General features: G+C 70.7%; 21 protein-coding genes. 11 read left to right on the forward strand and 10 right to left on the reverse strand.

The annotated features are described in order from the left end of the window. Nucleotide 1: 1 nt before the first annotated feature. From ACWC5C_RS09470 to ACWC5C_RS09485, 4 genes are all read right to left on the reverse strand, one after another. Nucleotides 2-826: a carbohydrate ABC transporter permease gene (locus ACWC5C_RS09470; RefSeq protein WP_450874872.1), complete on the reverse strand. Its 825-nt coding sequence runs from the start codon at nt 824-826 to the stop codon at nt 2-4. Continuing rightward, nucleotides 823-1731, reverse strand: coding sequence for a carbohydrate ABC transporter permease (locus ACWC5C_RS09475; protein ID WP_450874873.1), 909 nt, complete (start codon nt 1729-1731; stop codon nt 823-825). The genes ACWC5C_RS09470 and ACWC5C_RS09475 overlap by 4 nt, the downstream gene beginning before the upstream one ends. After that, nucleotides 1728-3137 (reverse strand): extracellular solute-binding protein, encoded by a 1410-nt coding sequence (locus ACWC5C_RS09480; RefSeq protein WP_450874874.1) that lies wholly within the window; start codon nt 3135-3137, stop codon nt 1728-1730. Before ACWC5C_RS09480 ends, ACWC5C_RS09475 begins: the two co-directional genes overlap by 4 nt. A 62-nt stretch (nt 3138-3199) precedes the next feature. Further along, nucleotides 3200-4309 carry a carbohydrate kinase family protein gene (locus tag ACWC5C_RS09485; RefSeq protein ID WP_450874875.1) on the reverse strand — a complete coding sequence of 370 codons (1110 nt, stop codon included), beginning with the start codon at nt 4307-4309 and terminating at the stop codon, nt 3200-3202. 121 nt (nt 4310-4430) lie between these two features. Here ACWC5C_RS09485 and ACWC5C_RS09490 point away from each other — a divergent pair, with 121 nt between their 5' ends. The 8 genes from ACWC5C_RS09490 to rox all read left to right on the forward strand — a co-directional run bounded on the left by ACWC5C_RS09490 (nt 4431) and on the right by rox (nt 13434). Then, a complete protein-coding gene (locus ACWC5C_RS09490; RefSeq protein WP_450874876.1) occupies nt 4431-5192 on the forward strand; it encodes a DeoR/GlpR family DNA-binding transcription regulator in 762 nt (253 codons plus the stop codon). After that, entirely contained in the window at nt 5189-6541 is a 1353-nt protein-coding gene (locus tag ACWC5C_RS09495; protein ID WP_450874877.1) for a 6-phospho-beta-glucosidase, read from the forward strand. Before ACWC5C_RS09490 ends, ACWC5C_RS09495 begins: the two co-directional genes overlap by 4 nt. A 277-nt stretch (nt 6542-6818) precedes the next feature. Beyond that, nucleotides 6819-7580 (forward strand): DeoR/GlpR family DNA-binding transcription regulator, encoded by a 762-nt coding sequence (locus tag ACWC5C_RS09500; protein ID WP_385439779.1) that lies wholly within the window; start codon nt 6819-6821, stop codon nt 7578-7580. A 54-nt stretch (nt 7581-7634) separates the two neighbouring features. Further along, the gene (locus ACWC5C_RS09505; RefSeq protein ID WP_450874878.1) at nt 7635-8990 is read left to right on the forward strand and encodes an ABC transporter substrate-binding protein; all 1356 of its coding nucleotides are present in this window, start codon (nt 7635-7637) and stop codon (nt 8988-8990) included. After that, a complete protein-coding gene (locus ACWC5C_RS09510; RefSeq protein ID WP_450874879.1) occupies nt 8983-9948 on the forward strand; it encodes a carbohydrate ABC transporter permease in 966 nt (321 codons plus the stop codon). The genes ACWC5C_RS09505 and ACWC5C_RS09510 overlap by 8 nt, the downstream gene beginning before the upstream one ends. After that, the gene (locus ACWC5C_RS09515) at nt 9945-10835 is read left to right on the forward strand and encodes a carbohydrate ABC transporter permease (protein WP_450874880.1); all 891 of its coding nucleotides are present in this window, start codon (nt 9945-9947) and stop codon (nt 10833-10835) included. Before ACWC5C_RS09510 ends, ACWC5C_RS09515 begins: the two co-directional genes overlap by 4 nt. Next, a complete protein-coding gene (locus ACWC5C_RS09520) occupies nt 10832-11821 on the forward strand; it encodes a zinc-dependent alcohol dehydrogenase family protein (RefSeq protein WP_450874881.1) in 990 nt (329 codons plus the stop codon). The genes ACWC5C_RS09515 and ACWC5C_RS09520 overlap by 4 nt, the downstream gene beginning before the upstream one ends. Nucleotides 11822-12006: 185 nt before the next feature. Next, complete coding sequence (rox, locus tag ACWC5C_RS09525; protein ID WP_450874882.1) at nt 12007-13434, forward strand: rifampin monooxygenase; 1428 nt, start codon at nt 12007-12009, stop codon at nt 13432-13434. Between the two features lie 811 nt (nt 13435-14245). Here rox and ACWC5C_RS09530 read toward each other — a convergent pair. The 3 genes from ACWC5C_RS09530 to ACWC5C_RS09540 all read right to left on the reverse strand — a co-directional run bounded on the left by ACWC5C_RS09530 (nt 14246) and on the right by ACWC5C_RS09540 (nt 17490). Next, on the reverse strand, nt 14246-15016 hold the full coding sequence (locus ACWC5C_RS09530) for an HpcH/HpaI aldolase family protein (protein WP_450874883.1): 771 nt from the start codon (nt 15014-15016) through the stop codon (nt 14246-14248). 81 nt (nt 15017-15097) lie between these two features. Beyond that, nucleotides 15098-16048, reverse strand: a complete 951-nt coding sequence (locus tag ACWC5C_RS09535; RefSeq protein ID WP_450874884.1) for a phosphoglycerate dehydrogenase — start codon at nt 16046-16048, stop codon at nt 15098-15100. Nucleotides 16049-16056: 8 nt separating this feature from the next. Then, nucleotides 16057-17490, reverse strand: coding sequence for an Nramp family divalent metal transporter (locus ACWC5C_RS09540; protein ID WP_450874885.1), 1434 nt, complete (start codon nt 17488-17490; stop codon nt 16057-16059). 170 nt (nt 17491-17660) lie between these two features. Between ACWC5C_RS09540 and ACWC5C_RS09545 the strand changes: the two genes are divergently transcribed. Then, nucleotides 17661-18452, forward strand: a complete 792-nt coding sequence (locus ACWC5C_RS09545) for a DeoR/GlpR family DNA-binding transcription regulator (protein ID WP_450874886.1) — start codon at nt 17661-17663, stop codon at nt 18450-18452. A 55-nt stretch (nt 18453-18507) separates the two neighbouring features. Here ACWC5C_RS09545 and ACWC5C_RS09550 read toward each other — a convergent pair whose 3' ends face one another. Further along, nucleotides 18508-19068, reverse strand: a complete 561-nt coding sequence (locus ACWC5C_RS09550; protein ID WP_450874887.1) for a snapalysin family zinc-dependent metalloprotease — start codon at nt 19066-19068, stop codon at nt 18508-18510. Between the two features lie 270 nt (nt 19069-19338). Here ACWC5C_RS09550 and ACWC5C_RS09555 point away from each other — a divergent pair, with 270 nt between their 5' ends. Both ACWC5C_RS09555 and recQ read left to right on the forward strand, forming a co-directional pair. Further along, nucleotides 19339-19884 carry a YceI family protein gene (locus ACWC5C_RS09555; RefSeq protein ID WP_450875139.1) on the forward strand — a complete coding sequence of 182 codons (546 nt, stop codon included), beginning with the start codon at nt 19339-19341 and terminating at the stop codon, nt 19882-19884. A 34-nt stretch (nt 19885-19918) separates the two neighbouring features. After that, nucleotides 19919-21790: a DNA helicase RecQ gene (gene recQ / locus ACWC5C_RS09560; protein ID WP_450874888.1), complete on the forward strand. Its 1872-nt coding sequence runs from the start codon at nt 19919-19921 to the stop codon at nt 21788-21790. A gap of 175 nt (nt 21791-21965) precedes the next feature. Here recQ and ACWC5C_RS09565 read toward each other — a convergent pair whose 3' ends face one another. Continuing rightward, on the reverse strand, nt 21966-23846 hold the full coding sequence (locus ACWC5C_RS09565) for an OmpL47-type beta-barrel domain-containing protein (protein WP_450875140.1): 1881 nt from the start codon (nt 23844-23846) through the stop codon (nt 21966-21968). Between the two features lie 65 nt (nt 23847-23911). Beyond that, the gene (locus ACWC5C_RS09570) at nt 23912-26416 is read right to left on the reverse strand and encodes a ThuA domain-containing protein (RefSeq protein WP_450874889.1); all 2505 of its coding nucleotides are present in this window, start codon (nt 26414-26416) and stop codon (nt 23912-23914) included. Nucleotides 26417-26563: the final 147 nt, after the last annotated feature.

Raw genomic sequence — 26563 nt, forward strand, 5'->3', positions numbered from 1 at the left:
GCTACTCCTTTACGGCGCCGCCCAGCATGCCCTCGATGAACCGGCGCTGGAGCGCCACGTAGACGACCACCACCGGCAGCGCGATCAGCACCGACGCCGCCGCGAGCAGCGACGCGTCCGAGCTGTGCTGCCCCTGGAAGAAGGCGAGGCCGAGGGGGACGGTGCGATGGGCCTCGTCGCTGATCATCACCAGCGCCATCAGGAACTCGTTCCAGGTCCACATGAAGGTGATGACGACCATGGTGGAGATCGCGGGACGGCCCATCGGGACGAGCACCCGCCACAGCGTGGTCCAGCTGTTCGCCCCGTCGATCCGGGCCGCCTCGATGACCGCCCGCGCGCTGCCCCGGAAGTACGTCCGCATCCAGAACACGCCGAACGCCAGCGACTGGGCGGTCTGCGGAAGGATCAACGCCCAGTAGGTGTCGGTGAGTCCGGCGTACCGCAGATCGAAGTAGAGCGGGACGACCAGGGCCTCCTGGGGCAGGGTCAGCCCGATCACGAAGAGGTAGAACAGCGGGGTGGCGCCGGGGAAGCGCATCACGCCGAACGCGTACGCGGCGAGCACGGCCAGCACGGTGGTGGCCGCGACCACGGCCGTGGTGACCAGCACCGAGTTGCCGAGGTAGGTGCCGAAGTGGCCACGGTTCCAGGCGTCGGCGAAGTTGCCCCAGTGCAGTCCGTCCCGGGGCAGCGAGAACCCGGTGTCCAGGGAGCCCTGCGAGCCGAAGGCGGTGGAGAGGATGCCGAGGACCGGGGTGAGCGAGAGGACGGCGAAGAGGGTGAGGAGGGCGTAGGTGACGGCGCGTTCCCGGCGTGTGGTCATGCCCGCCGCCCTTCCACGAGCCGGGAGACCGTGACGGTCAGGGCGAAGGTCAGGACCGTGAGGGCCACCCCGACGGCGGCGGCCGAGCCGACCTGGTTGGTCTCGAAGGCCCGGTGGTAGACCTCGTAGGCGGGTACGGAGGTGGCGTTCCCGGGGCCGCCGCTGGTGGTGACATAGATGAGGTCGAAGTTGCGCAGGCCCGCGACGATGGTCAGGGTCAGCGCCACCGCGATGTGCGGCCGAAGCCCCGGGAGGGTGACGGCGAAGAACTCCCGGACCGGACCGGCGCCGTCCATCCGCGCCGCCTCGTACAGCTCGCGCGGGACGCGCTGGACCCCGGCGAGGAAGAGGACCACGCACAGCCCGGTGCCCACCCAGGTGCCGACGATTCCGACGGCGGGCAGCGCCCAGGTGTAGTCGCCGAGCCAGGGGCGGGCGAGGGAGCCGAGGCCGACCGCGCGCAGGGTGTCGTTGAGGAGTCCGTCGGGGGCGAGGATGGACCGCCAGGCCACGGCGACCACGATGAGCGCCAGCACCTGCGGCAGGAACAGGACGGTGCGGAAGAAGGTCATGCCGTGGATCCGGATCCGGGACATCGCGGCCGCCAGCAGCAGCCCGATGGCCACCGGCAGGGCCGAGTAGAACACGAGCAGCAGCAGGGCGTGGGCGAACGGGGCGCGCAGCGCGGGATCGCCGAACAGGTCGCGGTAGTTGTCGAATCCGGCCGGGGTGGCGGCGGTCAGCCCGTCCCAGTGGAGAGACGACAGCCACACCGACTGCCCGAAGGGGTAGAGCAGGAACACCCCGTACACGAGCAGCGCGGGCAGGATGTAGAGATAACCGACAGCACGTGGCTCACCGGGCGCCCGGCGGCGGTATGCCCTGGTCAGGGCGGTGGGTTTCATCGCGACTCCGCCGGTGCGGGCCGTGCGTCGGGGTGGCGTTGGCGCTGCTTGTCCATGAAGGCGCCGTAGTCCCGTTGCAGGGTGTCGGCCAGCTGGTCCGGTGAGGTCTTGCCGCTGACGACGCCCTGGAGGGCGGCCGAGAGGGTGTCGTAGAAGGTGGGGGTGGCGTAGTCGAGGTACGGAACGAGGCCGTCGGCGGCGCTGAGCCGCTGCCAGCCGTCGATCATCTGGCCGTCCACGGTGTCCGGGCCGACCTTGGCCGCGGCCGGGCCGGGGACGGCGGGCAGCACTCCGTGGCGGGTCATGACGTCGGAGGCGTGCGCGCTGGTGAGGAAGTCGAGGTAGGCGGCGGCCACTTCGGGGTGGCGGGAGCGGGCGGTGATGGACCAGGCGAGGCCCTGGCCGCCGGTGGTGACGGGGGCGCCGCCGGGTTTCGCGGGCGGTGGCGGCATGAGGCCGAGCTTGTCGCCCATGGCCTTCTTGAGGTCGGCCAGCAGCCAGTTTCCGGTCATCAGATACGCGCCGTCGCCGGAGGCGAACTTCTTGGCCGCGTCGTCGTATCCGAGGCCGCCCGCGCCTTTCGGCAGATAGCCGCGCTTCATCCAGTCGCGCAGGGTCGCGGCGGCCTTCCTGGTGGCCGAGGTGTCGAAGCCGGGCCCTCGGCCGAGGACGGTGTCGCGGGCCTCGGTGGCGGCGTACTGGTCCTGGAGCACCCCGAAGGTGTGGATCGCGGGGTACTTGTCGAGGTTGCCGAACTGGACGGGCAGTTCGCCCCGCTCCTTGAGGCGGGCGAGCCCGGCGGTGAACTCGCCCCAGGTCCCGGGCGGTTTCAGGCCCGCCTTCCGCAGCACGTCCTTGTTGTAGTAGAGGCCGACGAACTCACCGGTCTGGGAGATGCCGTAGAGCCGTCCGCGGCCGAAGTCGGTGCCGTCGGCGGAGACCCGGTTGAGGTTCAGGAGAGTGTTCGGGTAGCGGGTGTTCCAGTCGTAGATCCCGGCGTAGTTGTCCAGCGGGGTGAGCAGCCCGGCGCGGACGAAGGAGACCATGTCCGGGTAGCCCTGGTTGGCCTGGATGACGTCGGGCGGGTTGTTGCCGGAGACGGCGAGCTTGAGGGTGGTCTTCAGATCGGTGAAGCTCCGCGCCACCCGCTTGATCGTTACGTTGGGGTACTTCTCCTCGAACTCCCGGTTCAGCTGGGTGATTTCGCCGTTCGTACCGCCGCGGATCTCCTGGTCCCACACGGTCAGCGTGGTCTTCCCGGCCCTGGCCGGATCGGGTACGGCGGTGGCGCCGCCGGTCCCGGGTCCGGCGGCCCCCGAGCCGTCGGTGCCGGGCACACAGCCCGCGGCGAGCAGGGTGGCGCCGAGGGCGAGGGCGGCCGGTAAGGCCCGGCGGGGACGTCCCATGCGGTTCTCCCTTGTCGTACGGGCGACGTGTGGGCGACTGTCGTACGGGCGGCGTGCGGCCGTCAGGCCCCGCGGGCGTCGGCCGCCCGGAAGCCGATGGTGGGCAGCGCCCGCAGCCGTGGCCAGTCGCGCACCCCGGGCGGGATCAGGCCGTCCAGGAAGCGGTAACGCGCCACCAGTTCGCGGTCCGCCGAGCGGTTCGTACGGTCCCACCACGCGGCGACCTCGGCCCAGCCGGGCGCGGCGAGTGAGCCGCCGAAGTGCTGGACGGAGAGGGCGGCGGTGAGGTTCGCGAAGGCGAGCCGGTCGGCGAGCGGCCAGCCCGCGAGCGTTCCGGTCATGAAACCGGCGACGAACACATCGCCCGCCCCGGTCGGGTCGAGCGCTTCCACGGCCAGGCCCGGCACCTCGGCGCTCTCCCCGGTGAGCGAGTCGACGCCGATGGCGCCCTCCGCGCCCCGGGTGACCACCGCGATCGGCACCCGCTCGGCCAGGGCGCGCACGGCCCGCTCGGGCGTGTCCGTGCGGGTGTAGCGCTGGGCCTCGGTGGCGTTGGGCAGGAAGGCGTGGGTGTACGGCAGGTCGGGCAGGGTGGCGAGGTCCCAGCGGCCGGACTCGTCCCAGCCGACATCGGCGAAGATCTTGGCGCCCTGGTCGTGTGCCTGGCGCACCCAGTCCTCGTGGCGGCCCGGTTCGTAGGCGGTCACACAGGCCCGGGAGCGGGGCGGCGCGGACCTGGTGGCGGGCGGCGGGGCGGGGTGCTCGTGGGTCACCATGGTGCGTTCGCCCTCGTACGCCATGGACACGGTGACCGGTGAGTGCCAGGCGGGGACGCGCCGGGAGTGGGTGAGGTCGACGCCCTCGGCGTGCTCCAGGCTCTCCCAGCAGTAGTCCCCGTAGACATCGGCGCCGAAGGCCGCGGCGAGGGTGGTGTGCAGGCCGAGCCGGGCGAGCGCGGTGGCCATGTTCGCGATGCCGCCGGGGCTGGAGCCCATGCCGCGCGCCCAGGTCTCGGTGCCGCGCACCGGGGCGTGGTCGAGGCCGGTGAAGATGATGTCCAGGAAGACGGTGCCGGTGAGGTAGACGTCGTGTTCGGGGTCGGCGGCGGTGCGCAGCGCGGCGAGCGGGTCGATCGGCTGTATCGGACCGGGGGCTGCGGACGTGGGGCTCACCGGCGCGCCTTTCCTTGTTCGTCGTGACGTCGGATGAGCGACACCATGCACCTCAGAGGGGCTTTATGCAAGAGGTCGGTCATACTCGCGCAGAGTCGCTCAGGTGGAGTACGTTGCCCCCATGCTGCGAGAGACCCGCCACGAGAAGCTGCTGAGCATCCTCGGCGAGCAGGGCGTGCTGCCGATCGGGGAGATCGCCAAGCGTCTGGAGATCAGCGAGGCGACGGCCCGCCGGGACCTCACCGAACTGGGCCGGGCCGGCCGCCTGACCCGGGTCTACGGCGGCGCGGTGGCCGCCCCCACCCCGGACGAGGAGCGCCCGTTCGGCGAGGTGGCGGTCGACGAACCGGCGGAGAAGGCGGCGGTGGCCGGGCGTGCGGCGGAGCTGGTCGCGGACGGCGATGTGCTGCTGCTGGACATCGGCACCACCACCCTCCACCTCGCCAGGCTGCTGCGCGGCCGTCCGGTCACCATCGTGACCAGCAATCTGGCGGTCTACGACGAGCTGCGCGACGACCCCGAGGTGACGCTGATCCTGCTCGGCGGGCAGGTGCGCGCCAACTACCGTTCCGTGGTCGGCTTCCTCACCGAGTCCAATCTGCGCCAGCTGCGGGTGGGGCGGCTCTTCCTCGGCGCGAGCGGGGTGCTGTCCGACGGCAGCGTGCTGGACAGCACGCATGTGGAGGTGCCCGTCAAGCGGGCCATGCTCGCCTCCGCCCGGGAGGTGGTGCTGCTGGTCACCGCGGGCAAGTTCCCGGGCGACACCGGGCTGGCCCGGATCTGCGGCCCACGGGAGATCGACACCCTGATCACCAACAAGACCGCCGACCCGGCGACGCTCGACGCTTTCCGCGAGGCCGATGTGGAGGTAGTGACCGTATGAGGCTGACTGTGCTGGGCGGCGGCGGTTTCCGGATGCCGCTGGTGTACCGGGCCCTGCTGGAGGACACCGGGGACGACGCCGGGCGCTGCACCGAGCTGGTGCTGTACGACACCGACCGGCACCGGCTGGACGCGATCGGCGCGGTCCTGGCCGAGCAGGCGAAGCAGCACCCCGTCGCCGTCGCGGTGCGGTCCACCACCGACCTCGACGACGCGCTGCGCGGCGCCGACTTCGTGTTCTCGGCGATCCGGGTCGGCGGTCTGGAGGGCCGCGCCCGCGATGAGCGGATTCCGCTGGCCGAGGGCGTCCTCGGGCAGGAGACGGTCGGCGCGGGCGGGGTGCTGTACGGGCTGCGCACGCTGCCGGTGGCGACGCGGATCGCCGAGCGGGTCGCGGCCGTGGCCCCGGACGCCTGGGTCATCAACTTCACCAACCCGGCGGGCATGGTCACCGAGGCGATGCGGCGGGTGCTGGGCGACCGGGTGATCGGCATCTGCGACTCGCCCGTCGGGCTGTGCCGCCGGGCGGCGCGGGCGCTGGGCACGGACCCGGACCGGGCGGTCTACGACTACGTGGGCCTCAACCACCTCGGCTGGCTGCGGGGCGTGGTGGTGGACGGCCGGGACCGGATGCCCGAACTGCTGGCCGACGCCGGGGCGCTGGAGTCCTTCGAGGAGGGCAAGCTGTTCGGCGCGGACTGGCTGCGGACCCTGGGCGCGCTGCCCAACGAATATCTGCACTACTACTACTTCAACCGGGAGGCGGTGGCCTCCATCCAGCAGGCCACGACCACCCGGGGCGAGTTCCTGCGCGAGCAGCAGGCCCGCTTCTACGAGAGCGCCCGCACCGCCGACGGCGGGGCGCTCGCGGCCTGGGAGCGGACCCGGCTGGAGCGCGAGACCACGTACCTGGCGGCGAGCCGGGAGGCCAGCGGCGGCTGGGAGCGCGACTCGTGCGATCTGGACGGCGGCGGGTACGACCGGATCGCGCTGGCCATCATGCGGGCCATCGCCCGCGACGAGCGCACCACGCTGATCCTCAACGTCGGCAACCGTACGGCCGTCCCCGGGCTGGACGCGGACGCGGTGGTGGAGGTGCCCTGTCTGGTGGACGCGGGCGGCGCGCGCCCCATGGCCACGGGTGCGGTGGCCCCGGACCAGCTCGGGCTGATGCTGTCGCTGAAGGCGGTCGAGCGCTCGGCGATCGAGGCGGCGGAGGCGATCACGGAGGCCGGGCCCGCCGCCGCCCGGGGCGCGGCGCTGCGCGCCCTCGCGCTGCATCCGCTGGTCGACTCGGTCAACGTGGCCAGCCGCATCCTCGACGCCTCGGGCCTGCCCGCGACCTCGTAGCACCTGTCCGAACGGGCTTTCCCTAGACCTTGATCACGCCCGAACGGGCTCCGTTTCGGCCACGTTTTCGGAAGCGGGCAGGAAACGGGCCCGACCTGCGCCGATGCAGGCGTCCGCGATCCTCACCGCTTCTGTGCTTACCAGGGCTGACCTGCTGAGATAACGTTCGTGAAACGGGCACATCCGGTCATGATCCGTCTCGTGTCAAGCCTGGCCACTCCCGTTGCGTGCTTGTAAAACTTCTCGCCAAGCCCGAAGAAGAAGCAGGTGATGCGGTGTGGACGCGGAGGAACGCCGTCGGGGGATCCTCGACATGGCGCGGCGTGCCGGGGTCGTCGACGTCGGCAAGCTCGCCGCGGACCTCGGGGTGTCCAAGGAGACGGTGCGCCGCGATCTGCGGGTGCTGGAGCAGCACGGGCTGGTCCGGCGCACCCATGGCGGCGCGTACCCCGTGGAGAGCGCCGGTTTCGAGACCACCCTCGCCTTCCGCACCACCATGCACGTCCCGGAGAAGTCGCGGATCGCGACCGCGGCCGCCGAGCTGCTGGGCGACGCCGAGACGGTCTACATCGACGAGGGCTTCACCCCACAGCTGATCGCCGAGGCCCTGCCCCGGGACCGGCCGCTCACCGTGATCACCGCGTCGCTCGCCACCGCGAGCGGGCTCGCCGGGCGCGAGAACACCACCGTGCTGCTGCTCGGCGGCCGGGTCCGCGGCGGCACGATGGCCACCGTCGACCACTGGGCGACACACATGCTCTCCGGCTTCGTCATCGACCTGGCGTTCATCGGCGCCAATGGCATCTCCCGGCAGTACGGGCTCACCACCCCCGACCCGGCGGTCAGCGAGGTCAAGGCGCAGGTGGTCCGGGTGTCCCGGCGGAAGGTGTTCTCCGGGGTGCACACCAAGTTCGGTGCCGTCAGCTTCTGCCGGTTCGCGGACGTGTCCGACTTCGAGACGATCGTGACCGACACCGGGCTGCCCGTGACCGAAGCCCACCGGTATTCGCTGCTGGGCCCGCAGATACTCCGGGTCTGACCCCGAAGTCCCCCTCTTTTCCCCTCTCCCCACGTCCCTCCGATTGGACCCGTTATGCCAGTCCTGACCCTTCGTGCTGCCCGGATACCGGTCGTGGCCCTGACCGCGGGCGCGCTCCTCGCGGGGTGCGCCGGTATGGGCGGCGGCAACTCCGGCGGCAACACCATCAACGTACTGATGGTGAACAACCCGCAGATGATGGACCTTCAGAAGCTGACCGCCAAGCATTTCACCAAGGAAACGGGCATCAAGGTCAAGTTCACGGTGCTGCCGGAGAACGATGTCCGCGACAAGATCAGTCAGGACTTCTCCAATCAGGCCGGGCAGTACGACGTCGCCACCATCAGCAATTTCGAGGTGCCGTTCTACGCCGAGAACAGCTGGCTGATGCCGCTGGACGACCATGTCGCCAAGGACAAGGCATTCGACCAGAAGGACATTCTTCCGCCGATGCGGGAGTCCCTGACCGCCGGTGACGGCCAGTTGTACGCGGAGCCCTTCTACGGCGAGTCGTCGTTCCTGATGTACCGCAAGGATATTTTCGCCGAGAAGAACCTGAAGATGCCCGCGCGGCCCACCTGGAACCAGGTGGCGGATCTCGCGGCCAAGGCCGACGGCGCCCGCAAGGGCATGAACGGCATCTGCCTGCGCGGGCTGCCCGGCTGGGGCGAGCTGATGGCCCCGCTCACCACCGTCGTCAACACCTTCGGCGGCACCTGGTTCACCAAGGACTGGAAAGCCCAGCTGACCTCGCCCGAGTTCGTCAAGGCGACCAAGTTCTATGTCGACTTGGTGCGCGAGCACGGCGAGGCCGGTGCCTCCCAGTCCGGCTTCGCCGAATGCCTCAACAACCTCACCCAGGGCAAGAGCGCCATGTGGTACGACGCCACCTCGGCCGCCGGGTCGCTGGAGGGCGCCAAGTCCCCCGTCAAGGGCAAGATCGGGTACGTCCAGGCGCCGGTGAACAAGACCGACAGCTCGGGCTGGCTCTACACCTGGGCCTGGGGCGTCCAGAAGGCCTCGCGCAACTCCGACAAGGCGTGGAAGTTCATTTCCTGGGCCTCCAGCAAGGAGTACGAGAAGCTGGTCGGCAAGACCTTCGGCTGGTCCAACGTGCCCGCGGGCAAACGGGCCTCCACCTACGCCAATCAGGACTACCGCGACTCCGCGGGCGCCTTCTCCGAGGTCACCCGGAAGGCCATCACCAGCGCCAAGCCGCGCGATCCCGGGGTGCAGGAGCGGCCGACCATCGGCATCCAGTTCGTCGACATCCCCGAATTCGCCGATCTCGGCACCAAGGTGGCCCAGGAGATCAGCGCCGCCATCGCCGGGAAACAGTCCGTCGACGAAGCATTGAAGAAGTCGCAGAAGCTGGCCGAGAAGGTGGGCGAGGAGTACCGAGATGAGTAATCCGACAACGGCGGTCCCCGTCCGTGGCGAGCGCCCGCCGACCGTGGCCGCCTCGCCCCGTAACACCGCACGGCAGCCGAGGAACCGGGCCCGGGAGTGGGCCACCCGGGCACCGCTGATGCCCGCGCTGATCTTCCTGATCGTGGTCACCCAGCTGCCGTTCGTGGCGACGCTGGTGATCTCCCTCTTCGACTGGAACTCCTTCCGCCCCGACAACCGTGAGTTCGCGGGTCTTGAGAACTACCAGACGGTGGCGAGCGACCCGGCGCTGCGCGAGTCGATCCTCACCACGGTGCTGCTGACCGCCACGGTGGTCATCCTCAGCGTGGTGCTGGGGCTGGCGCTGGCGCTGCTGCTGGACCGCAAGTTCCGCGGCCGGGGGCTCGTCCGTACGATGCTCATCGCGCCGTTCCTGCTGGTGCCGGTGGCCTCGGCGCTGCTGTGGAAGCATGCGCTGTACAACCCCGAGTACGGGCTGTTCAACGGCGTCCTCAACTGGCTGGGCGGGCCCCAGCCGGAATGGCTCAGCGATATGCCGCTGATGGCCGTGGAGCTGTCGCTGATCTGGCAGTGGACCCCGTTCATGATGCTCATCCTGCTGGCCGGGCTGCAGAGCCGTCCGCTGGACATGATCGAGGCGGCCCGGCTGGACGGCGCGGGCGCCTGGCAGATATTCCGCTTCCTGACCCTGCCCCATCTGCGGCGCTATCTTGAGCTGGGCACCCTGTTGGGGTCGATCTACATCGTGCAGAACTTCGACGCGGTGTTCACCCTCACCCGTGGCGGGCTCGACACCGCCAACCTCCCCTACACCATCTACGAAACCTTCTACAACGCCCACGAGTACGGGCTGGCATCGGCGGCGGGTGTCCTGGTCGTGATCGGCACGATCATCATCGCCACCTTCGCGCTGCGCGTGGTGTCGTCCCTCTTCCGTGAGGAGGCGTCCCGCGCATGACCACCCTGACCGCCCCTGCCACCGCCCCCGCCACCGTCACCGCGGTTCCCCCGGGCGCCCGCCGGGCCAAGCGGCGCGGTGCCGCGCTCGGCCTGCTGGCCTGGTTCATCGGCATCCTGTTCGTGCTGCCGGTGCTGTGGATGCTGCTCACCTCGTTCCACTCCGAGGCCGACGCCGCCACCAACCCGCCCTCGCTGGCGGCCCCGTTGACCCTCGACGGCTACAAGGCGTTCTTCGGCGTGGACGGCGGGGCCAGCCCCTGGCCCGCGCTGCTCAACTCGATGGGCACGAGCATCTTCTCCACCCTCTTCGTGCTGGTGCTGGCGCTTCCGGCCGCGTTCGCGCTGTCGATCCGTCCGGTGCGCAAGTGGACCGATGTCATGTTCTTCTTCCTGTCCACCAAGATGCTGCCGGTGGTGGCCGGGCTGCTGCCGGTGTACCTGTTCGCGAAGGACACCGGCTTCCTGGACAACGTGTGGCTGCTCGTCATCCTCTACACGTCGATGAACCTGCCGATCGCGGTGTGGATGATGCAGTCCTTCCTCGCCGACATCCCCGTGTCCATCATCGAGGCCGCCCAGATGGACGGGGCGCGGCTGACGACCATCCTGTGGCGGGTCGTCGCCCCCATCGCCGGTCCCGGCATCGCCGCCACCTCGCTGATCTGCTTCATCTTCAGCTGGAACGAAATGCTGTTCGCCCAGGTGCTCACGGGCGTGGTCGCCCAGACCGCACCGGCCTTCCTGACCGGCTTCGTCACCAGCCAGGGGCTGTTCCTGGCCCAGGTGTGCGCCGCGTCGATCGTCATCTCCCTGCCGGTGCTCGCCGCGGGGTTCGCCGCCCAGGACAAACTGGTCCAGGGCTTGTCGCTAGGAGCAGTCAAATGAGGGCCGCCGTCATCGAAGCCCCCGGCAAAGTCACCGTCGCCACCGTCGCGGATCCGGCCCCGGGGCCCCGCGAGGTCGTCGTCGACGTGGCGGCCTGCGGGCTGTGCGGAACCGATCTGCACATCCTCCAGGGGGAGTTCGCGCCGACCCTGCCGATCGTGCCCGGCCATGAGTTCGCCGGAGAGGTCGTGGGGATCGGCAAGGACGTCACCGAAGTAGCGGTCGGCGACCGGGTCGCGGTCGACCCCTCCCTGCACTGCCACGAATGCCGCTACTGCCGCATCGGCCGGGGCAACCTGTGCGACAACTGGAACGCCATCGGGGTCAGCGTTCCCGGTGGCGCCGCCGAGTTCGCCGTCGCGCCGGTGGCCAACTGCGTCAAGCTTCCCGACCACGTGGAGGTTGGCGATGCGGCCCTCATCGAGCCGCTGTCCTGCGCGGTGCGCGGCTATGACGTCCTCAGTGGCAACCTGGGCGCCGAAGTACTCATCTACGGCTCCGGCACGATGGGGCTGATGATGCTGGAGCTGGCCAAGCGGACCGGCGCCACCAGCGTCGACGTCCTCGACGTCAACCCCGAGCGGCTGTCCACCGCGAAGACCCTCGGCTGCTCCCGGGCCGGGGCTTCGGCCGATGAACTCGACCAGCCGCGCGGCTGGGACGTGGTCATCGACGCCACCGGCAACCAGGCCGCCATCCAGGACGGTCTTGGCCGCGTCGCCAAGGCGGGCACGTTCCTGCAGTTCGGGGTCTCCGACTACGCGACCCGGGCCACCATCGAGCCGTACAAGATCTACAACCAGGAGATCACCATCACCGGCTCCATGGCGGTGCTGCACAGCTACGAACGCGCCGCCGGGCTCTTCGCCTCCGGTGTCCTCGACCCGAAGATCTTCATCAGCCACCGGATGCCGCTCGCCGAGTACCCCGAGGCGCTGGAGCAGTTCCGGTCCGGCCAGGGCCGCAAGATCGTGGTCGAGCCGTAACCGCAGACGCGACGGATGGCCCAGGCCCGCACCACGGGGCCTGGGCCATCACCGTTGGTCGCGAGCGCGGGGGGCGTAGCCACTCCCCGCCACTCTTAACTTATAGCGCACAGGGGGCCTTGCGGCAAGGCCCCCGTCCCCCCGCAGAATTGCCAACCGTTCGACGTGTCTACGTGGGGGGTTTCATGATTGACGTGATCGTGGCCGGTGGCGGACCGGCCGGTTTGATGCTGGCGGGCGAGTTGCGGCTGCACGGTGTGCGGGTGCTCGTACTGGAGAAGTTGCCGGAGCCGACCGGCCAGTCCCGCGCGCTCGGCATCCACGCGCGCAGCGTCGAGATGATGGACCAGCGCGGTCTGCTGGACCGGTTCCTCGCGCTCGGGACGCGGCATGCGGCTGGCGGCTTCTTCGCGGGCATCGACAAGCCGTGGCCCGAGCGGCTGGACACCGCGCATTCCTACGTCCTCGGCATCCCGCAGAGCACCACCGAACGGCTGCTGGCCGAGCACGCCACCGGACTCGGCGCCGAGATCCGGCGCGGCTGCGAACTGGTCGGGCTGAGCCAGGACGAGCACGGGGTGACCGCCGAGCTGGCCGACGGCACCCGGCTGCGCTCGCGCTACCTCGTCGGCTGCGACGGCGGCCGCAGCACGGTGCGCAAGCTGCTCGGCGTCGGCTTCCCCGGCGAGCCCAGCAGGACCGAGACGCTGCTCGGCGAGGTGGAAGTGGCCGTGCCGCCGGAGGAACTGGCCGCCGTGGTGGCCGAAGTCCGCACGACCCAGAAGCGGTTCGGCACCATGCCCATGGGCGACGGGGTGTACCGCCTCATCGTGCCCGCCGATGGGCTGGCCGAGGACCGCACGGCCCCGCTGACCCTCGACGAACTGAAGCAACGGGTGCGCGCGCTCGCGGGCACCGACTTCGGCGCCCACTCACCGCGCTGGCTCTCCCGCTTCGGCGACGCCACCCGGCAGGCCGAGCGCTACCGGACCGGCCGGGTGCTGCTGGCGGGCGACGCGGCCCACATCCACCCGCCGACCGGCGGAATGGGCCTCAACCTCGGCATCCAGGACGCTTTCAACCTCGGCTGGAAGCTGGCCGCCGAGGTCGCCGGGTGGGCGCCGGACGGGCTGCTCGACAGCTACCACACCGAACGGCACCCGGTGGCCGCCGCCGTGCTGGACAACACCCGCGCGCAGACCGAACTGCTGTCCATCGAGCCGGGCGCCCAGGCGGTGCGCCGCCTGGTGGCGGAGCTGATGGACTTCGAGGACGTCAACCGCTACCTGATCGAGAAGATCAGCGCGCTCTCGGTCCGCTACGACCTCGGCGAGGGCCACGAACTGCTCGGCAGGCGGCTGCGCGACGTGGCGCTGAAACGGGGACGCCTGTACGAACTGATGCGCCGCGGCCGCGGCCTGCTCCTCGACCAGACCGGCCGCCTGTCGGTGACAGGCTGGGCGGACCGGATCGACCACGTCGCCGACATCAGCGAGGAACTGACCGCCCCGGCCGTACTACTCCGCCCGGACGGCCACGTGGCCTGGGCAGGCGAGGACCAGACGGACCTGCTCAGCCACCTGCCCCGCTGGTTCGGGAACCCCACCGACTGACCCCGCCCCCGCGTCCCGGACGGTGCCCGTTCGTCGCGCCGTCCCGCCCCCGCTGGTTCGGCGCCCCGGCCGGCTGGTCCGGCCCCCGAAGTCGGCCCGGGCGCCCCGGCCGGGCCCCCGGGCGCCCCGGCCGGGGGCCCGTTCCGCCGCGCCGTCCCGCCCCCGGTGGTTGAGCGCCCCGGTCGGCCAACCGCGCGGCTGACGTCCCGACCGGGCGGGGTGCCTGTCCGCCACCGCCCGTCCCCACACCACGCTGGTCCGCCAGCCCCGCCGCCTGACACGCGACCGCACCCCGAAACTGGCGCGGCCCGATCGTCGCCGCCACCCCGGCGCCACACCGATTCGGCGCGCCCGTCACCGCACCACGCGGCTGCGCCCAAGGGCGGGGCACCAGGACCTCGCACCACACTGGTCAGGCGAGCCCGGTCGCCTGACCACGCGGCTGGCGCCCCAAGACGGGGCACCAGCCCGTCGCCGCCGTCCCCACGCCACGCCGGTCCGGCGACCCCGCCGCCTGACCGAGCGGCTGCGCCCCGAACGGGCGGGGCCAGTCGCCGTCGGCCCGAGGCCACGCGGGTTCAGCGCGCCCGTCCCCTGAGCGCGCGGGGCGCCGGGCCATCGTCGACGTCCCGACGCCACGCCGGTTCGGCGACCCCGTCGCTCGACCGCGCGGGCGCGCTCGGCGTCGTCATGCCTGCTGTCCCCCGCGTCGCCCCGCGTGCGGTGGCGCCCCGGCCCCTGCCGACAGGGCCGGGGTCCGGGGCGGGCCCCGGTTTCGGGGAGGGGCGGGGTGGGGGAAACAGCCCCGCGCCTAGCCAGCGTTGGCGTCGCGGAAGTGGGCCGCGGCGGCCTGCTCCAGGTGGACCAGGTCACTGCTGACCGTGGCGAACGTAAAGCCCTGGGCCAGCCGCTTGGCGGCCGTGGCGCCGTCCGGGCAGTGGATCCCGGCCGCGATCCCCGCCGCCTCCGCGGCCTGCGCGACCTTGGCCAGGGCCGCGTCGAACCGTTCCGCCACCGAGGGGTCCGTGGACGTCCGCCCGCCGAGGGCGATCGTGAGGTCGGACGGGCCGATGTAGACGCCGTCCAGCCCCTCCGTCGCGCAGATCTCCGCCGTGTTGCCCAGCGCCTCCGCCGTTTCGATCATCACGATGCAGGCGACCTGCTCGTTCGCCTCGGCCGGGGTGGGGCCGACGCGCAGGCCCGAGCGCATCGGACCGTAGCTGCGGACGCCGAGCGGGGGGTAGCGGCAGGCGCTCACCGCGGCGGCGGCCTGCTCGGCGGTGTTGACCAGCGGGACGATGACGCCACGGGCGCCCGCGTCCAGGGCCTGGCCGATCCAGAAGCCGTCGTTGGCGGGGACGCGCACCATTCCGGCGGCGGTGCCGCGCGCGTCGATGGCGGTCATCGCGCCGAGGGTGCCCTTGTAGTCGAGCAGCCCGTGCTGGGCGTCGACGCAGACGTAGTCGTACCCCAGCCCGGCCAGTCGCTCGGTGCCGACGGGGTTGTCGAGGACGACCCAGTAGCCGAGGATCCGCTGGCGTGCGCGGAGACGGGACGCGAAGTCGGCGGGGGAAGTGTTCATGTTCTTAAGCTTCTCTCGTTTTCTCTCGTGGGGTCGATGGGGCGTACGGGAAGGGCGTGCCAGAGGGCGTACGCGAAGGGCCTACACCACGGCGTTCACCGGGGCCTCGCCACGCAGCACCCGCACCACGTCCGCGGCCACGGCACTGCCCATCGCCTCGTTGGCCTGGTGGGTGAAGGCGGAGCAGTGCGGGGTGAGCACCGTGTTCGGTGCGGTGAGCAGCGGGTTCCCGGCCGGGGGCTCGGTGGCGAACACGTCGATACCGGCCGCCGCGATGTGCCCGCTGTGCAGCAGCTCGGCGAGGGCGGCCTCGTCGACGAGCCCGCCCCGCGCCGTATTGATCACGCAGCAGCCGGGCTTCATGGCTTCCAGCTGCGCGCGGCCGAGCAGCGGCCCGCCGGTGGGCATCGGCAGGTGGAGGGTGATGGCGTCGGCCCGGGCGAGGAGTTCGTCAAAGGTCACGGACGGCACGCCCTGCTCGGCGAAGACGGCCTCCGGCAGATGTGGGTCGTACGCGACGATCTCCATGTCGAAGCCCCGGGCGCGCCGGGCGACGGCCTGCCCGATCCGGCCGAAGCCGACGATGCCGAGCGTGCGCCCGGCCAGCTCGGGGCCGAAGAAGCGGTCCCAGCCGCCGCCGGTGACGGAGGCGTGGGCGGGCACGATCCGGCGTACGGCGGCCAGCAGCAGCGCCATGGCCATGTCGGCGACGGCGGTGGTGTTGGTGCCGGGCGCGTTGACCACGCGGACACCGCGCGCGGCGGCCGCGGTGAGGTCGATGTTGTCGGTGCCGACCCCGTGCTTGGCGATGACCTTCAGCCCGGGGGCCGCGTCCAGGACGGCCGCCGTCACGGGGTCGAGTCCGACGACGAGGGCGTCCGCGCCCGCCGCCTCGTCGATCAGCTGCGCCTCCCGCAGCGGATGCGCGGCGCGCGCGGTGCGCACCGGGACTCCGGCCTGCTCGAACACCTCCCAGGGCGCGCGGGCGTGCTGGCCGAAGCTCGGCGTGGTCACCAGGACGTCATGTCCCATGGTCTGGCTCAACTCCCCACCCCGAGCCCGAAGACATCGAGGACCGAATAGATTCCGAGTGCGCCGATGGCCGCGCTGCTCAGCACGAGCGCGCAGTTCAGCGCGGCGTTGCGGCGGAAGCGCGGGGCCACCTCGGTGCTGCGCAGATGCCATACGGCGATGACGACCGCGACCAGGAAGATGCCGCCCGCGATGCCACCGGCCTGCACCATCAGCACCGGTTCCTGGACGAAGAGGTAGCAGGCCGCCCACAGCGGCGGCAGCACGACGGTGAGCACCCGGATGGTGCGCTGCCGCGTCGTGACGTTCTTCCAGTCGAGCAGCCCGAGCAGCCCGAGGGTGTTGGTCCACAGCCGGGGCACGCTCGCGGTGGACGCGATGATCGTCGAGTAGAGGACGGCGATGGCACCGGCCAGGAAGAGGTACTTGCCCCAGGGCCCGAGGGTGTCGGTGTACATCCGGGACAGCGTGCTGATCATCTCGTTGCCCTCGGGCACCAGGCCCTGCCGATGCAGGATGGCCGCGCCGATGACGTAGAAGGACAGCGTGCACAGGGTGCAGATCAGCCAGGAGACGAGGGCGTCGGCCCGCATGACCCGGATCCAGCCCTCGGCGCGCTTGGCCCGCGCCTCGGTGCCGTCGTCCGGGCCGGTCCAGCGGGCGTAGCCCTTCTCCAGACACCAGTACGTGTACGTGGTCATCTCGTCGGCACCGACGCCGGTGATGCCGAACATGGCGACGGCGAAGCCGAGCGTGCCCGCCGGGATGGAGAGCGTCAGACCGGACCCCAAGTCTCCGCCGCTGTACGGGAATTCGGTCCAGGGCAGGCCGACGGCGAGGGCGACCGTGGAGAGGGTGAAGATGACGACGGTGATGAACCCGGCCTTCTCCACCATCCCGTAGCGGTTGGTGTACATCAGCGCGACGACGGAGACGACCACGATCACGGTCCACGCCGTGAGCGAGGTGTGGCCGAGCGGATCGCCGCCGATCGGGGCGAGGATACTGAACGCCGCCGCGGCGCCGCCGATCATGCCGCCCCGCTGGAGCATCTTGGCGAAGTCCATCAGGATCCACAGCACATTGATCCAGCCGACCCGGCCGACCTTGGGGCCGACCTGGCTGTACCCGGCCAGCGCGGTCTTGCCGGTGAGGATGGTCCAGCGGGCCAGTTCCATCTGCACCCACACCTTGACCAGCGCGCTCGCGATCACCAGCCACAGCAGCACGAATCCGGCCTTGGCGCCGAGCGAGGTGGTGGTGATCAGCTCACCGGAGCCGACCACCGCCGCGGAGAGGATCATGCCGGGACCGAGGCGCTTGGCGGTGCCCTTGAGGTCGCTCGGCGGCTCCAGGACGTCGCCCGCCCGCAGTGCGTACGGATCGTCGGACGCGGGTTCGCTGTCCGCTCCGGCGTCGACCGGCACACTCTCGGCCTTCATGGACCCTCCCGTTACGTGCGTGTTGTGAGCGGAACGCTCGCACGCATGCACGTAACGCGCAAGAGTCTGGCCAATGTCCGCGATGAAACAGCGCGGAATGCGCAGACTGATAGGGTGCTTCACCAGTCACGCAGAGTCGCGGGAAGTCGCGGAGAGGATGGCAGGCGAAAATGACGTCCAACGGGGAAGGTCAGCGGCGGCTGCGCGCCACTGACCGCCGGGAACTGATCGCCCGCACGATCCGGACCGATGGCACGGTCGTCGTCGAGGAACTGGCGCGCTCACTGGAGGTGACCCCCTCCACCATCCGGCGGGACCTCGCCCTGCTCACCGAGCAGGGCACCATCGCCCGCACCTACGGCGGCGCGATGAGCGCCGGGCACACCCCCGAGCCGACGCTCGGGCAGCGCAGCGGGCTCGCGGTCGCCGAGAAGGACCGCATCGGACGGTGGGCGGCCGCACGGATCGCGCAGGGCGACACCGTCATCCTGGACGCGGGCACCACCACCGGACGGCTCGCCCACCATCTGCGCGCCCGTACCGAACTCACCGTGATCACCAGCGGGTTGACCGCGCTGCGCGCACTGGCCGAGGTCGACGGCATCGAGCTGATCACGCTCGCCGGGACGCTGCGCCATGTCAGCCAGGGCTTCGTCGGCCCGCTCGCCGAACTCACCCTGTCCCGGCTCACCGCGGACAAGGTCTTCCTGGGCGCCGACGGGCTCGACGCGCGGCGCGGGATCTGCGAGGCCAGTCTGCAGCAGACCTCGCTGAAGGAGATGATGGCCGACCGGGGCCGGGAGGTGTACGTACTCGCCGACAGCAGCAAGCTCGGCGAGTCGCCGTTCTCCGCGTGGGCCCCGCTGGACCGACCCTGGACGCTGGTCACCGACAGCGGCGCCACCGATGACCAGCTCGCCCCGTTCCGCGCCCTCCCCGACACGGAGGTCATCACCGTGTGAGGGGAGGAGGAGACGGCAGCGGGTGGGCCGGGAATCCCGGCCCACCCGTTCCCGGTCAGTCCTTGTACGTAGCAGCCGTCGCGCCGGACGCCTCGAGGAGCGCGAAGGCGTCCTCGACCTCGGCCTTCTCGGCCGCGTTGGGGTTGGCGTTGGTGCACGACGTACCGGCGCTGGCGCCGGACATCAGGCTGGAGCAGGGCCCCGGCTTCACATCGGGCAGGCCCAGGATGTGGCCCATCTCGTGCGAGGCGATCCGCACGGTGTTGTGGCCCTCGTTCACGGCCTGCCGTCCGAAGTAGATCGTGCCGCTGCCCAGGGCGGTGACCGAAGCGCGGGGCCAGCCGTTGTCGGCGACGATGCGCAGGTTGGCCCGCTGGCCGGAGGCGACCGGCTTGAGCTGAACGTTCTTCACGCTCTGGTTCCAGACTGCCGCGCCCTTGGTCACGGCGTCCTTGAACTCGGCGGCTCCGCCCGCGTCATAGGTGACCACGCGCGCGGCGGCGGTGGTGGGCGCGGTGGCGGCGGACGCCGGAGCGGCCACCGCCTGGCCGCCTGCCAGGGCGAACACCGCCGCGACGGCGGCGGGCAGAGCGCGGACGAGCCTTCTGGATGTCACATGGGCCTCCTCGTGGGGAAAGGATCCATCTGGACGTGGGCATGACGAACCGTCATGTCTCAATCGCCACTGTGCCCACGCCCGCCTCCATCCAACCCGCTCCCCCGTCGCCACGTCACACCGGGGGTCCGGCCCATCGGGGCACGGCATCAGTCCATTGGGGCACAGGGGCAGTTCGCAGATCTGGCCGTCCGGGCTCTCCCGCCGCACCCTGTGTTCTCCCTAAGCTGCTGGGCAACGTGTCCCACAATCTTCAAGGACGTGATCGTCATGGCGGACGCCGCCAATAGCGCCCGTACCCCTGCCTCCCCCTCCGCCGTCGGCGCGGGCCGCTGGGTCCTGGACCCGGCCGGAACCACGGTCCGCTTCGCGCACAAGACGTTCTGGGGGCTGAGCACCGTGAAGGGCGTCTTCACGGGTGTCACCGGGGAGGGCGAGGTACTGGCGGACGGCTCCGCGCGGGGCACCCTGACCATCGACGCCGCGTCGCTGGACACCCAGAACGCCAAGCGGGACACCCATCTGCGCAGCGCGGACTTCTTCGACACGGACCGCCACTCCGAGATCGTCTTCGTGGTCTCGGGCGCGCTGCCCGGCGAGGGCGCCGCCGTCCGGATCGACGGTGAGATGACCATCCTCGGCAACACCCGCCCGCTGTCCTTCCCGGCGCGGCTCACCGAGGCCACCGCCGACGCGGCCACGCTCACCGCCGACCTAGAGATCAACCGCGGCGAATTCGGTATGGGCCTGAACAAGCTGGGGATGATGCCGGGCCCCGCCGCGCTGACCGTCACCGCCCGGTTCACCCGCCGTTGACCAGGGCACCCCGTGGGACCTCTAGAATCGGCGGATGGCTCTTCCCGAAAACGGACCCGATGTCGTTAACGGCCCCGATGGCAGCGAAGCCCTGCGCGCGCTGCACCGCGTCTTCGGCTATGACGCGTTCCGGGGAGGCCAGCAGGAGATCATCGAGCATGTGATAGCCGGTGGTGACGCACTGGTGCTGATGCCGACCGGTGGCGGCAAGTCGCTGTGCTACCAGATCCCCGCGCTCGTCCGTAAGGGCGTCGGGGTCGTCATCTCGCCGCTGATCGCGCTGATGCAGGACCAGGTCGACGCCCTGCGGAACCTGGGTGTGCGGGCCGGGTTCCTCAACTCCACCCAGGACCTGGACGAGCGGCGGCTGGTCGAGGCCGAGTTCCTCGCGGGCGAGCTGGACCTGCTCTACCTCGCGCCCGAGCGGCTGCGCGTGGAGTCCACGCTGCGGCTGCTGGACCGGGGCTCGGTCTCGCTGTTCGCCATCGACGAGGCGCACTGTGTGGCCCAGTGGGGGCACGACTTCCGGCCCGACTATCTGGCCCTGTCCGAGCTGCACGAGCGCTGGCCCACCGTGCCCCGGATCGCGCTGACCGCGACCGCCACCGAGGCCACCCACGGCGAGATCGCGTCCCGGCTGAAGCTCCAGGACGCCCACCACTTCGTGGCGAGCTTCGACCGCCCCAACATCCAGTACCGGATCGCCCCGAAGAACGAGCCGAAGAAGCAGCTGCTGGAGCTTCTTCGCGCCGAGCACCCGGGCGACGCCGGAATCGTCTACTGCCTCTCCCGCGCCTCGGTGGACAAGACGGCCGAGTTCCTGGTGAGCAACGGGATCGAGGCGGTCCCGTACCACGCGGGTCTGGACGCCGCGACCCGCGCCGAGCACCAGTCGCGCTTCCTGCGGGAGGACGGTCTGGTCGTGGTGGCGACGATCGCGTTCGGCATGGGCATCGACAAGCCGGACGTGAGGTTCGTCGCCCATCTGGATCTGCCCAAGTCCGTCGAGGGCTACTACCAGGAGACGGGCCGCGCCGGGCGCGACGGGCTGCCGTCCACCGCCTGGCTGGCGTACGGGCTGCAGGACGTCATCCAGCAGCGGAAGATGATCGACACTTCCGAGGGCGACGACGCCCACCGGCGGCGGCTGGGCCAGCACCTGGAGGCGATGCTCGCCCTGTGCGAGACGGTCGAATGCCGCCGGGTCCAGCTGCTCGCCTACTTCGGCCAGCAGAGCACCGCGTGCGGCAACTGCGATACGTGTCTGACGCCCCCGGAGTCCTGGGACGGCACGATCCCCGCGCAGAAGCTGCTGTCGACGGTGGTCCGGCTCAAGCGGGAGCGGAACCAGAAGTTCGGCGCCGGACAGGTGATCGACATCCTGCTCGGCAAGAAGACGGCCAAGGTGATCCAGTTCGACCATGACGCGCTGTCGGTGTTCGGCATCGGCACCGAGCTGCGCGAGGCCGAATGGCGCGGTGTGGTACGGCAGTTGCTGGCCCAGGGGCTGATCGGCGTCGAGGGCGACTACGGCACGCTGGTGCTCACCGACGCGAGCGCCGAGGTGCTGGGGCAGCAGCGCGAGGTACGGCTGCGGCGCGAGCCCGAGAAGACGCGCGCCGGGAAGTCGGCGAAGGCGGGGTCGTCCGGGTCCTCGAAGCCGCGCAAGGCCGCGGTGGATCTGCCGGAGGAGGCGGTGCCGGTCTTCGAGCGGCTGCGCGCCTGGCGGGCGGCGAGCGCCAAGGAGCAGGGTGTGCCCGCGTACGTGATCTTCCACGACGCGACGCTGCGCGAGATCGCGACCGTCGTTCCCTCGACGCTGGACGAGCTGGGCGCGGTGAACGGGGTCGGCGAGAACAAGCTGCTCAAGTACGGGCAGCAGATCCTGGACAGCCTCGCGTCCTGACGCCACATGCCGAAGCCCTGCCCCGCTGGTCGGGGCAGGGCTTTGGCATGTCGTGAGTACAAGGGTTACCGCTGAGTATTACCTCGGGTAACTTGGGGGGTGGCAGTGGCCGCCGGGGGCTGGGGTACTCCGGCGGCCGCTTACCTCCCTCCCTCCGGACCTGTCCGGGGCCCGGCTACAGCTCCTGGATCCGGATGTCGCGGAACGAGACCACATCGCCGGTGCTGTGGGTCTGCAGACCGATGTATCCGGAGGCGAACCGGCGGCCGTCGGTGCCCGGGTCGTCCGAGCGCGGCGGGGTGAAGTCCTGGCCCCCGGCGTTCTCGAACTCATTGATCAGCACACCGTTGCGGTAGATCGAGTAGTGCTGGCCGACCACCCGGACCTCGTAGTCGTTCCAGCTGCCCTTGGGCGTCACGCCCGCGCCGCCCAGTCCGACCCGGTCGAAGCCGTAGACCGAGCCTGTCTTGTACATGTCGCCGTCGGGGCGGTCGTTGATCTGCACCTCGTGCCCGTACTTGATGGCGACCCACTCCGGACGGGACTCCTCGGGGTGGCCGTCGACATCGGGGAAGCGGACGAAGACGCCGCTGTTGGCGTTGCCGGTCCCCGGGGCGTCGTCACGGAACCGCAGCTTCAGCGAGAAGTCGTCATAGGTACGGCGCGGGAACCACAGCATGCCCATGCCGTCGACCGTGGAGCTGCTGGTCATGGTGGCATCGGCGTTCAGCCTGAAGGCGCCGCCGCCCACGTGCTGCCACTTGTCGAACGACGCCTTCGTACCGTCGAAGAGGTCGCGGTAGCCCTCGCTCTGGCCGGGCTTGCCGATCCCGGACTCGTCGGCGGCCGCGTTGATGGCCTCGTGCTCGCGCTGGTCGATGACGCCGTCCGAGAGCAGCTTGCCGGTCACCGAGGTGACGTGCTTCAGGAAGAGGGCGTGCGAGGACCAGTCCTTCTCGTCCTCGATCAGCTCGTTGATGGTGCAGCGGCCGCGGGTGATGCGGTTGGGGACGCCGGTGTCGACCGTACCGACGATCACGGTGAGCCGCTCGTCCCACTCGGGGCACGCGGGAGCGGGCACACCGCCGCCCGGGTCCACGGTGAACGCGAGCCGCCGGGGCGCCGAGGTGTTTCCGGCCTTGTCGGTGGCGCGGTGGGCGACGGTGTGGCGGCCGACCCGGTCGACGACGAGGGGGGTGGTGTACGCGAGGTACGGGCCGCCGTCGAGGGAGTACTCGGTCTTCGCCACCCCGGACCCGGCGTCGGTGGCGGTGATGGTCACCTTGACGCTGCCGAGGTAGTTGCCGTCCGAGTTCTTGGTGCCCTCCGCCTTCGCGGTGGTCTCGGGCGGGGTGGTGTCGTCGTTCGGTGGCGCGACCACGGAGAAGGCCACCGATTTCGCCTCGGAGGTGTTCCCCGCCCGGTCGGTGGCGCGGTAGCGCACCGTATGGGCACCGTGGGTGTTCACCGCCACCGGGGCGGTGTACTTCGTGAACTCGCCTTCGTCCAGGGCGTATTCGATGGCGTTGACGCCCGATCCGGTGTCGGAGGCCGTGATGGTGACGGTGGCCGTGTCGTAGTAGTCACCGTTCGGGCCCTGTTTTCCGGTGACGGTGGCGGAGGTCTCGGGCGGGGTGGTGTCCTCGCCCCCGCCGTCCCCGGTGACCACGAGGACGCCCTGCATCTGGCCGTGGCCGGGGATGGTGCAGTAGTAGCGGTAGCGGCCCGGGGTCAGGGTGACCTCGGCGGTGTGCTTGCCGCCGCTGTCGTCCGAGGGGTTGGCGAGGATGTTCAGCGGGACGTCGTTGTTGTAGTCGGGATCCGACACGTCGAACGTGAGGGTGTGCGGCATGCCCATGGTGTTGCCGGTGGCGGTGCTGTTCTCGAAGACGATGGTGGTCTTCCCGGCCACCGCCGTGGCGGGCGCCGAGACGTACTTGGTGATGTCGTCACCGGCGGTCCAGGTCAGGGTCTGCTGGACCGCCTGCTCGCCGGTGTCCCCGCCGGGTGCCGCCGCCGTGGCCGTGGACAGTCCCGTGGTCAGTCCGAGGACCATGAGCAGCGCGGCGAGCAGCGCCGTCCAAGGTCTCGGAGCCCCGGAGGGTTTGGGTCGCCGTCGTCTCACCGCTGCTCCGCCTTCCTGGCCACGTCCTTGGCGAGCGGGGTGGGCTCGCCGCCCTTGTAGGTGATGTGCCACAGCGCCGACTTGGCGTCGGAGGTGAAGAAGCCGCGCCCGTACTCGAGGACGTAGAGCGAGCCGTCCCGGGCGAACTTCCAGTCCATGAGGTTGCGGATGCCGTCGGCGCCCACCGGAATGATCTTCTTGAGGGATTCGGCGTGCACGGGCAGCCCGCCCTTGCCGACGGTCTTCGGGTCGGTCACCACCGCGTGGCGCGGCTGGTCGGCGTCGTAGAAGTCGCCGACGAACCACTTGCCGTCCCAGTACGCGGGCCATTTGGTGGTGCTGTTGCTGGTGTCGTCGTACCGGTAGACCGGGCCGTTCATGGTGGCCTGGCTACCGCCCTTGAGCCAGGGCAGCAGGAGCTTGGCCTCCGAGGCCTGGTAGCTGGGGATGCCGTCGGCGTCGCGCGGATAGTCGGGGGCGCCGCCCTGGGGCGAGTACCAGATGGTGTTCCCGGTGACCGGCGGCAGGTTCACCAGGCCGTTGTTGTTGGGCGACTCGTTCTTGGGGGCGTCGCAGTCGTACCAGCCCAGCGGCTTGCTGGGATCGGGGAGGTTGCGGTCGCGGTACGGCTGCTTGTTGCCCATGCAGTACGGCCAGCCGTGGTTGCCCGCCTTGGTGATGGCGGCGAAGGTGTCGTACTTGGCGGGGCCCCAGGTGGTGCTGGGCTGGCCCGCGTCGGGGCCGACCCAGCCCGCGTAGAGGGTGTCGGTCTTCTTGTCGACGAAGATCCGGGCCGGGTTGCGCACGCCCATCACATAGATCTCGCCACGGGTCTTAGCCCCGCCCTCGTCGGGCTCCTCGCCGGTGAAGAGGTTGCCCTCGGGGAGGGTGTAGGTGCCGTCGGCCTCGGGGTGGATGCGCAGGATCTTCCCGTTGAGGTTGTTGGTGTTCCCGGCGGTGCGGCGGGCGTCGGCGAAGGACACGCCCTGGTAGTTCGGCTGCGGGTTGTTGCCCGAGTAACCGTCGCTGAACTGGGAGGAGTTGTTGTCGCCGGTGGCGATGTAGAGGTTGCGCTTCGAGTCCCAGGCCAGGCCGCCGCCCGCGTGGCAGCAGCTGTGGATCTGCACCGGCCAGGACAGCAGCACCTTCTCGGAGCCGAGGTCGAGCTTGTCGGTCTTGAGGTTCAGGGTGAAGCGGGAGACCCGGCGCTCGGCCATGCGGGTGTCGCGGTTGATCCGGGAGTGCGGGGTGTAGTGCAGATACACCCAGCCGTTGGTGAGGAAGTCGGGGTCCAGCTCGATGCCGAGCAGCCCCTCCTCGTTCTTGATCAGCTCACCGCCGCCGCCCTTGTTGCCGAAGACGGTGAGCGCGCCGGAGAGGGTCACCTTGCCGGTCTTGGGGTCGTAGATGTGGATCTGGCCCTGACCCTTGCCGATGTCGGGGTCGTTCCAGTCGGTGACGACGGGCGCGCTGTTGTCGCCGCCGCCTCGGCCGATGTACAGCACCCGGCCGTCGGGGGCGGTGACCAGGCCGTGCGGCTCGCCGATCTGGTCCGACTGGCCGGGCTGGTTGGGCTTGGTGACCCGCTCGGCCTGGTAGTTGGCGGTGATGGTGGCCTGGCAGTCGGCGCGTACGAGGCGGGTGGTCCACAGCAGCGCGCCGCGCAGATGGCTGCGGAAGTCCGTCTCCCGGAAACCGGCGGCGGTGCCGCCCATGCCGGTGTAGAAGGACCGGCCGCCGTCGTAGTCGCGGCACCAGGAGACGGGGTGGTCCCAGCCGCCCGCGCCGGTGCCCGGCTGGTAGCTGCTTTCCCGGACCCGGGCGACGGTGTGCACCTGGCCGGAGGGGTTCGTCTTCCAGTTGAGCCAGGTGTCGGGGCGCTTCCACTCCAGCGGCAGGTCCTTGGTGGCCGGGTGGGCGCGGTCGCCGACCTCGACGACGGCCCGCTGCACGGTGGCCGGGCCGGTGTCGGCGGGGCGGGCGCCGATCAGGCCGGTGAACCAGTCCGAGAACGGCTCGTTGCGGGCCGCGTCGTGGATGCCGAGGAAGCCGCCGCCCGCCTCCATGTACGTCTCCAGACCGGCTTCCTGCTCCGGGTCGAGCACATCGCCCGCGCCGGTCAGGAAGACGACCGCGTTGTACGTGCCAAGCTTCGGCGCCGTGAAGACGGAGGGGTCGGCGGTGGCGTCGACCGTGAAGCGGGTCGCCGCCGGGCCCTGGCCGCCGATGCGTTCGATGGCCTCGATACCGGCGTCCACGGTCGGCGCCTCGTCCCCGGCCGAGCCGTGGAACACCAGCACCTTGACGTCGTCGCCGCCCGGCGGGGACGGCAGCGCCAGCCGGGGGCGCTCATCGGGGCGGGCGGCGGCCGGGGTGCCGCCGAGCATGGTCGCGGTGACGGCCCCGAACAGCAGGGCCGCCAACGCCGCGCGTCTCCTTCGCGGCCGACGCTTCGTCAGCCGACGCCTTTCCGAGGGCTTTTGGTACGGTTCATCCCGCATGAGTAACCCATCCCTCTCCGGTACCGGATACACCGCGAAGGAAGCTAGACGCCTTTTCGCACTCCGCCAATAGCTATGACCGCCGCTCGACGAGCTTTGTCCTGAGTGTGGATGAACGCGGTTTGTCCGGCTACCGTGTTGCCATCC

This window comes from Streptomyces sp. NPDC001700 (genome assembly GCF_053596435.1).

What these genes read in the sequence shown, in the direction of transcription:
- ACWC5C_RS09570 (WP_450874889.1), bottom strand. Translation starts at nt 26,416, where the DNA reads ATGCGGGATGAACCGTACCAAAAGCCCTCGGAAAGGCGTCGGCTGACG.
- ACWC5C_RS09530 (WP_450874883.1), bottom strand. Translation starts at nt 15,016, where the DNA reads ATGAACACTTCCCCCGCCGACTTCGCGTCCCGTCTCCGCGCACGCCAG.
- ACWC5C_RS09495 (WP_450874877.1), top strand. Translation starts at nt 5,189, where the DNA reads ATGAGGCTGACTGTGCTGGGCGGCGGCGGTTTCCGGATGCCGCTGGTG.
- ACWC5C_RS09470 (WP_450874872.1), bottom strand. Translation starts at nt 826, where the DNA reads ATGACCACACGCCGGGAACGCGCCGTCACCTACGCCCTCCTCACCCTC.
- ACWC5C_RS09490 (WP_450874876.1), top strand. Translation starts at nt 4,431, where the DNA reads ATGCTGCGAGAGACCCGCCACGAGAAGCTGCTGAGCATCCTCGGCGAG.
- ACWC5C_RS09515 (WP_450874880.1), top strand. Translation starts at nt 9,945, where the DNA reads ATGACCACCCTGACCGCCCCTGCCACCGCCCCCGCCACCGTCACCGCG.
- ACWC5C_RS09555 (WP_450875139.1), top strand. Translation starts at nt 19,339, where the DNA reads ATGGCGGACGCCGCCAATAGCGCCCGTACCCCTGCCTCCCCCTCCGCC.
- ACWC5C_RS09475 (WP_450874873.1), bottom strand. Translation starts at nt 1,731, where the DNA reads ATGAAACCCACCGCCCTGACCAGGGCATACCGCCGCCGGGCGCCCGGT.
- recQ (WP_450874888.1), top strand. Translation starts at nt 19,919, where the DNA reads ATGGCTCTTCCCGAAAACGGACCCGATGTCGTTAACGGCCCCGATGGC.
- ACWC5C_RS09505 (WP_450874878.1), top strand. Translation starts at nt 7,635, where the DNA reads ATGCCAGTCCTGACCCTTCGTGCTGCCCGGATACCGGTCGTGGCCCTG.
- ACWC5C_RS09565 (WP_450875140.1), bottom strand. Translation starts at nt 23,846, where the DNA reads ATGGTCCTCGGACTGACCACGGGACTGTCCACGGCCACGGCGGCGGCA.
- ACWC5C_RS09535 (WP_450874884.1), bottom strand. Translation starts at nt 16,048, where the DNA reads ATGGGACATGACGTCCTGGTGACCACGCCGAGCTTCGGCCAGCACGCC.
- ACWC5C_RS09520 (WP_450874881.1), top strand. Translation starts at nt 10,832, where the DNA reads ATGAGGGCCGCCGTCATCGAAGCCCCCGGCAAAGTCACCGTCGCCACC.
- ACWC5C_RS09545 (WP_450874886.1), top strand. Translation starts at nt 17,661, where the DNA reads ATGACGTCCAACGGGGAAGGTCAGCGGCGGCTGCGCGCCACTGACCGC.
- rox (WP_450874882.1), top strand. Translation starts at nt 12,007, where the DNA reads ATGATTGACGTGATCGTGGCCGGTGGCGGACCGGCCGGTTTGATGCTG.
- ACWC5C_RS09540 (WP_450874885.1), bottom strand. Translation starts at nt 17,490, where the DNA reads ATGAAGGCCGAGAGTGTGCCGGTCGACGCCGGAGCGGACAGCGAACCC.
- ACWC5C_RS09510 (WP_450874879.1), top strand. Translation starts at nt 8,983, where the DNA reads ATGAGTAATCCGACAACGGCGGTCCCCGTCCGTGGCGAGCGCCCGCCG.
- ACWC5C_RS09480 (WP_450874874.1), bottom strand. Translation starts at nt 3,137, where the DNA reads ATGGGACGTCCCCGCCGGGCCTTACCGGCCGCCCTCGCCCTCGGCGCC.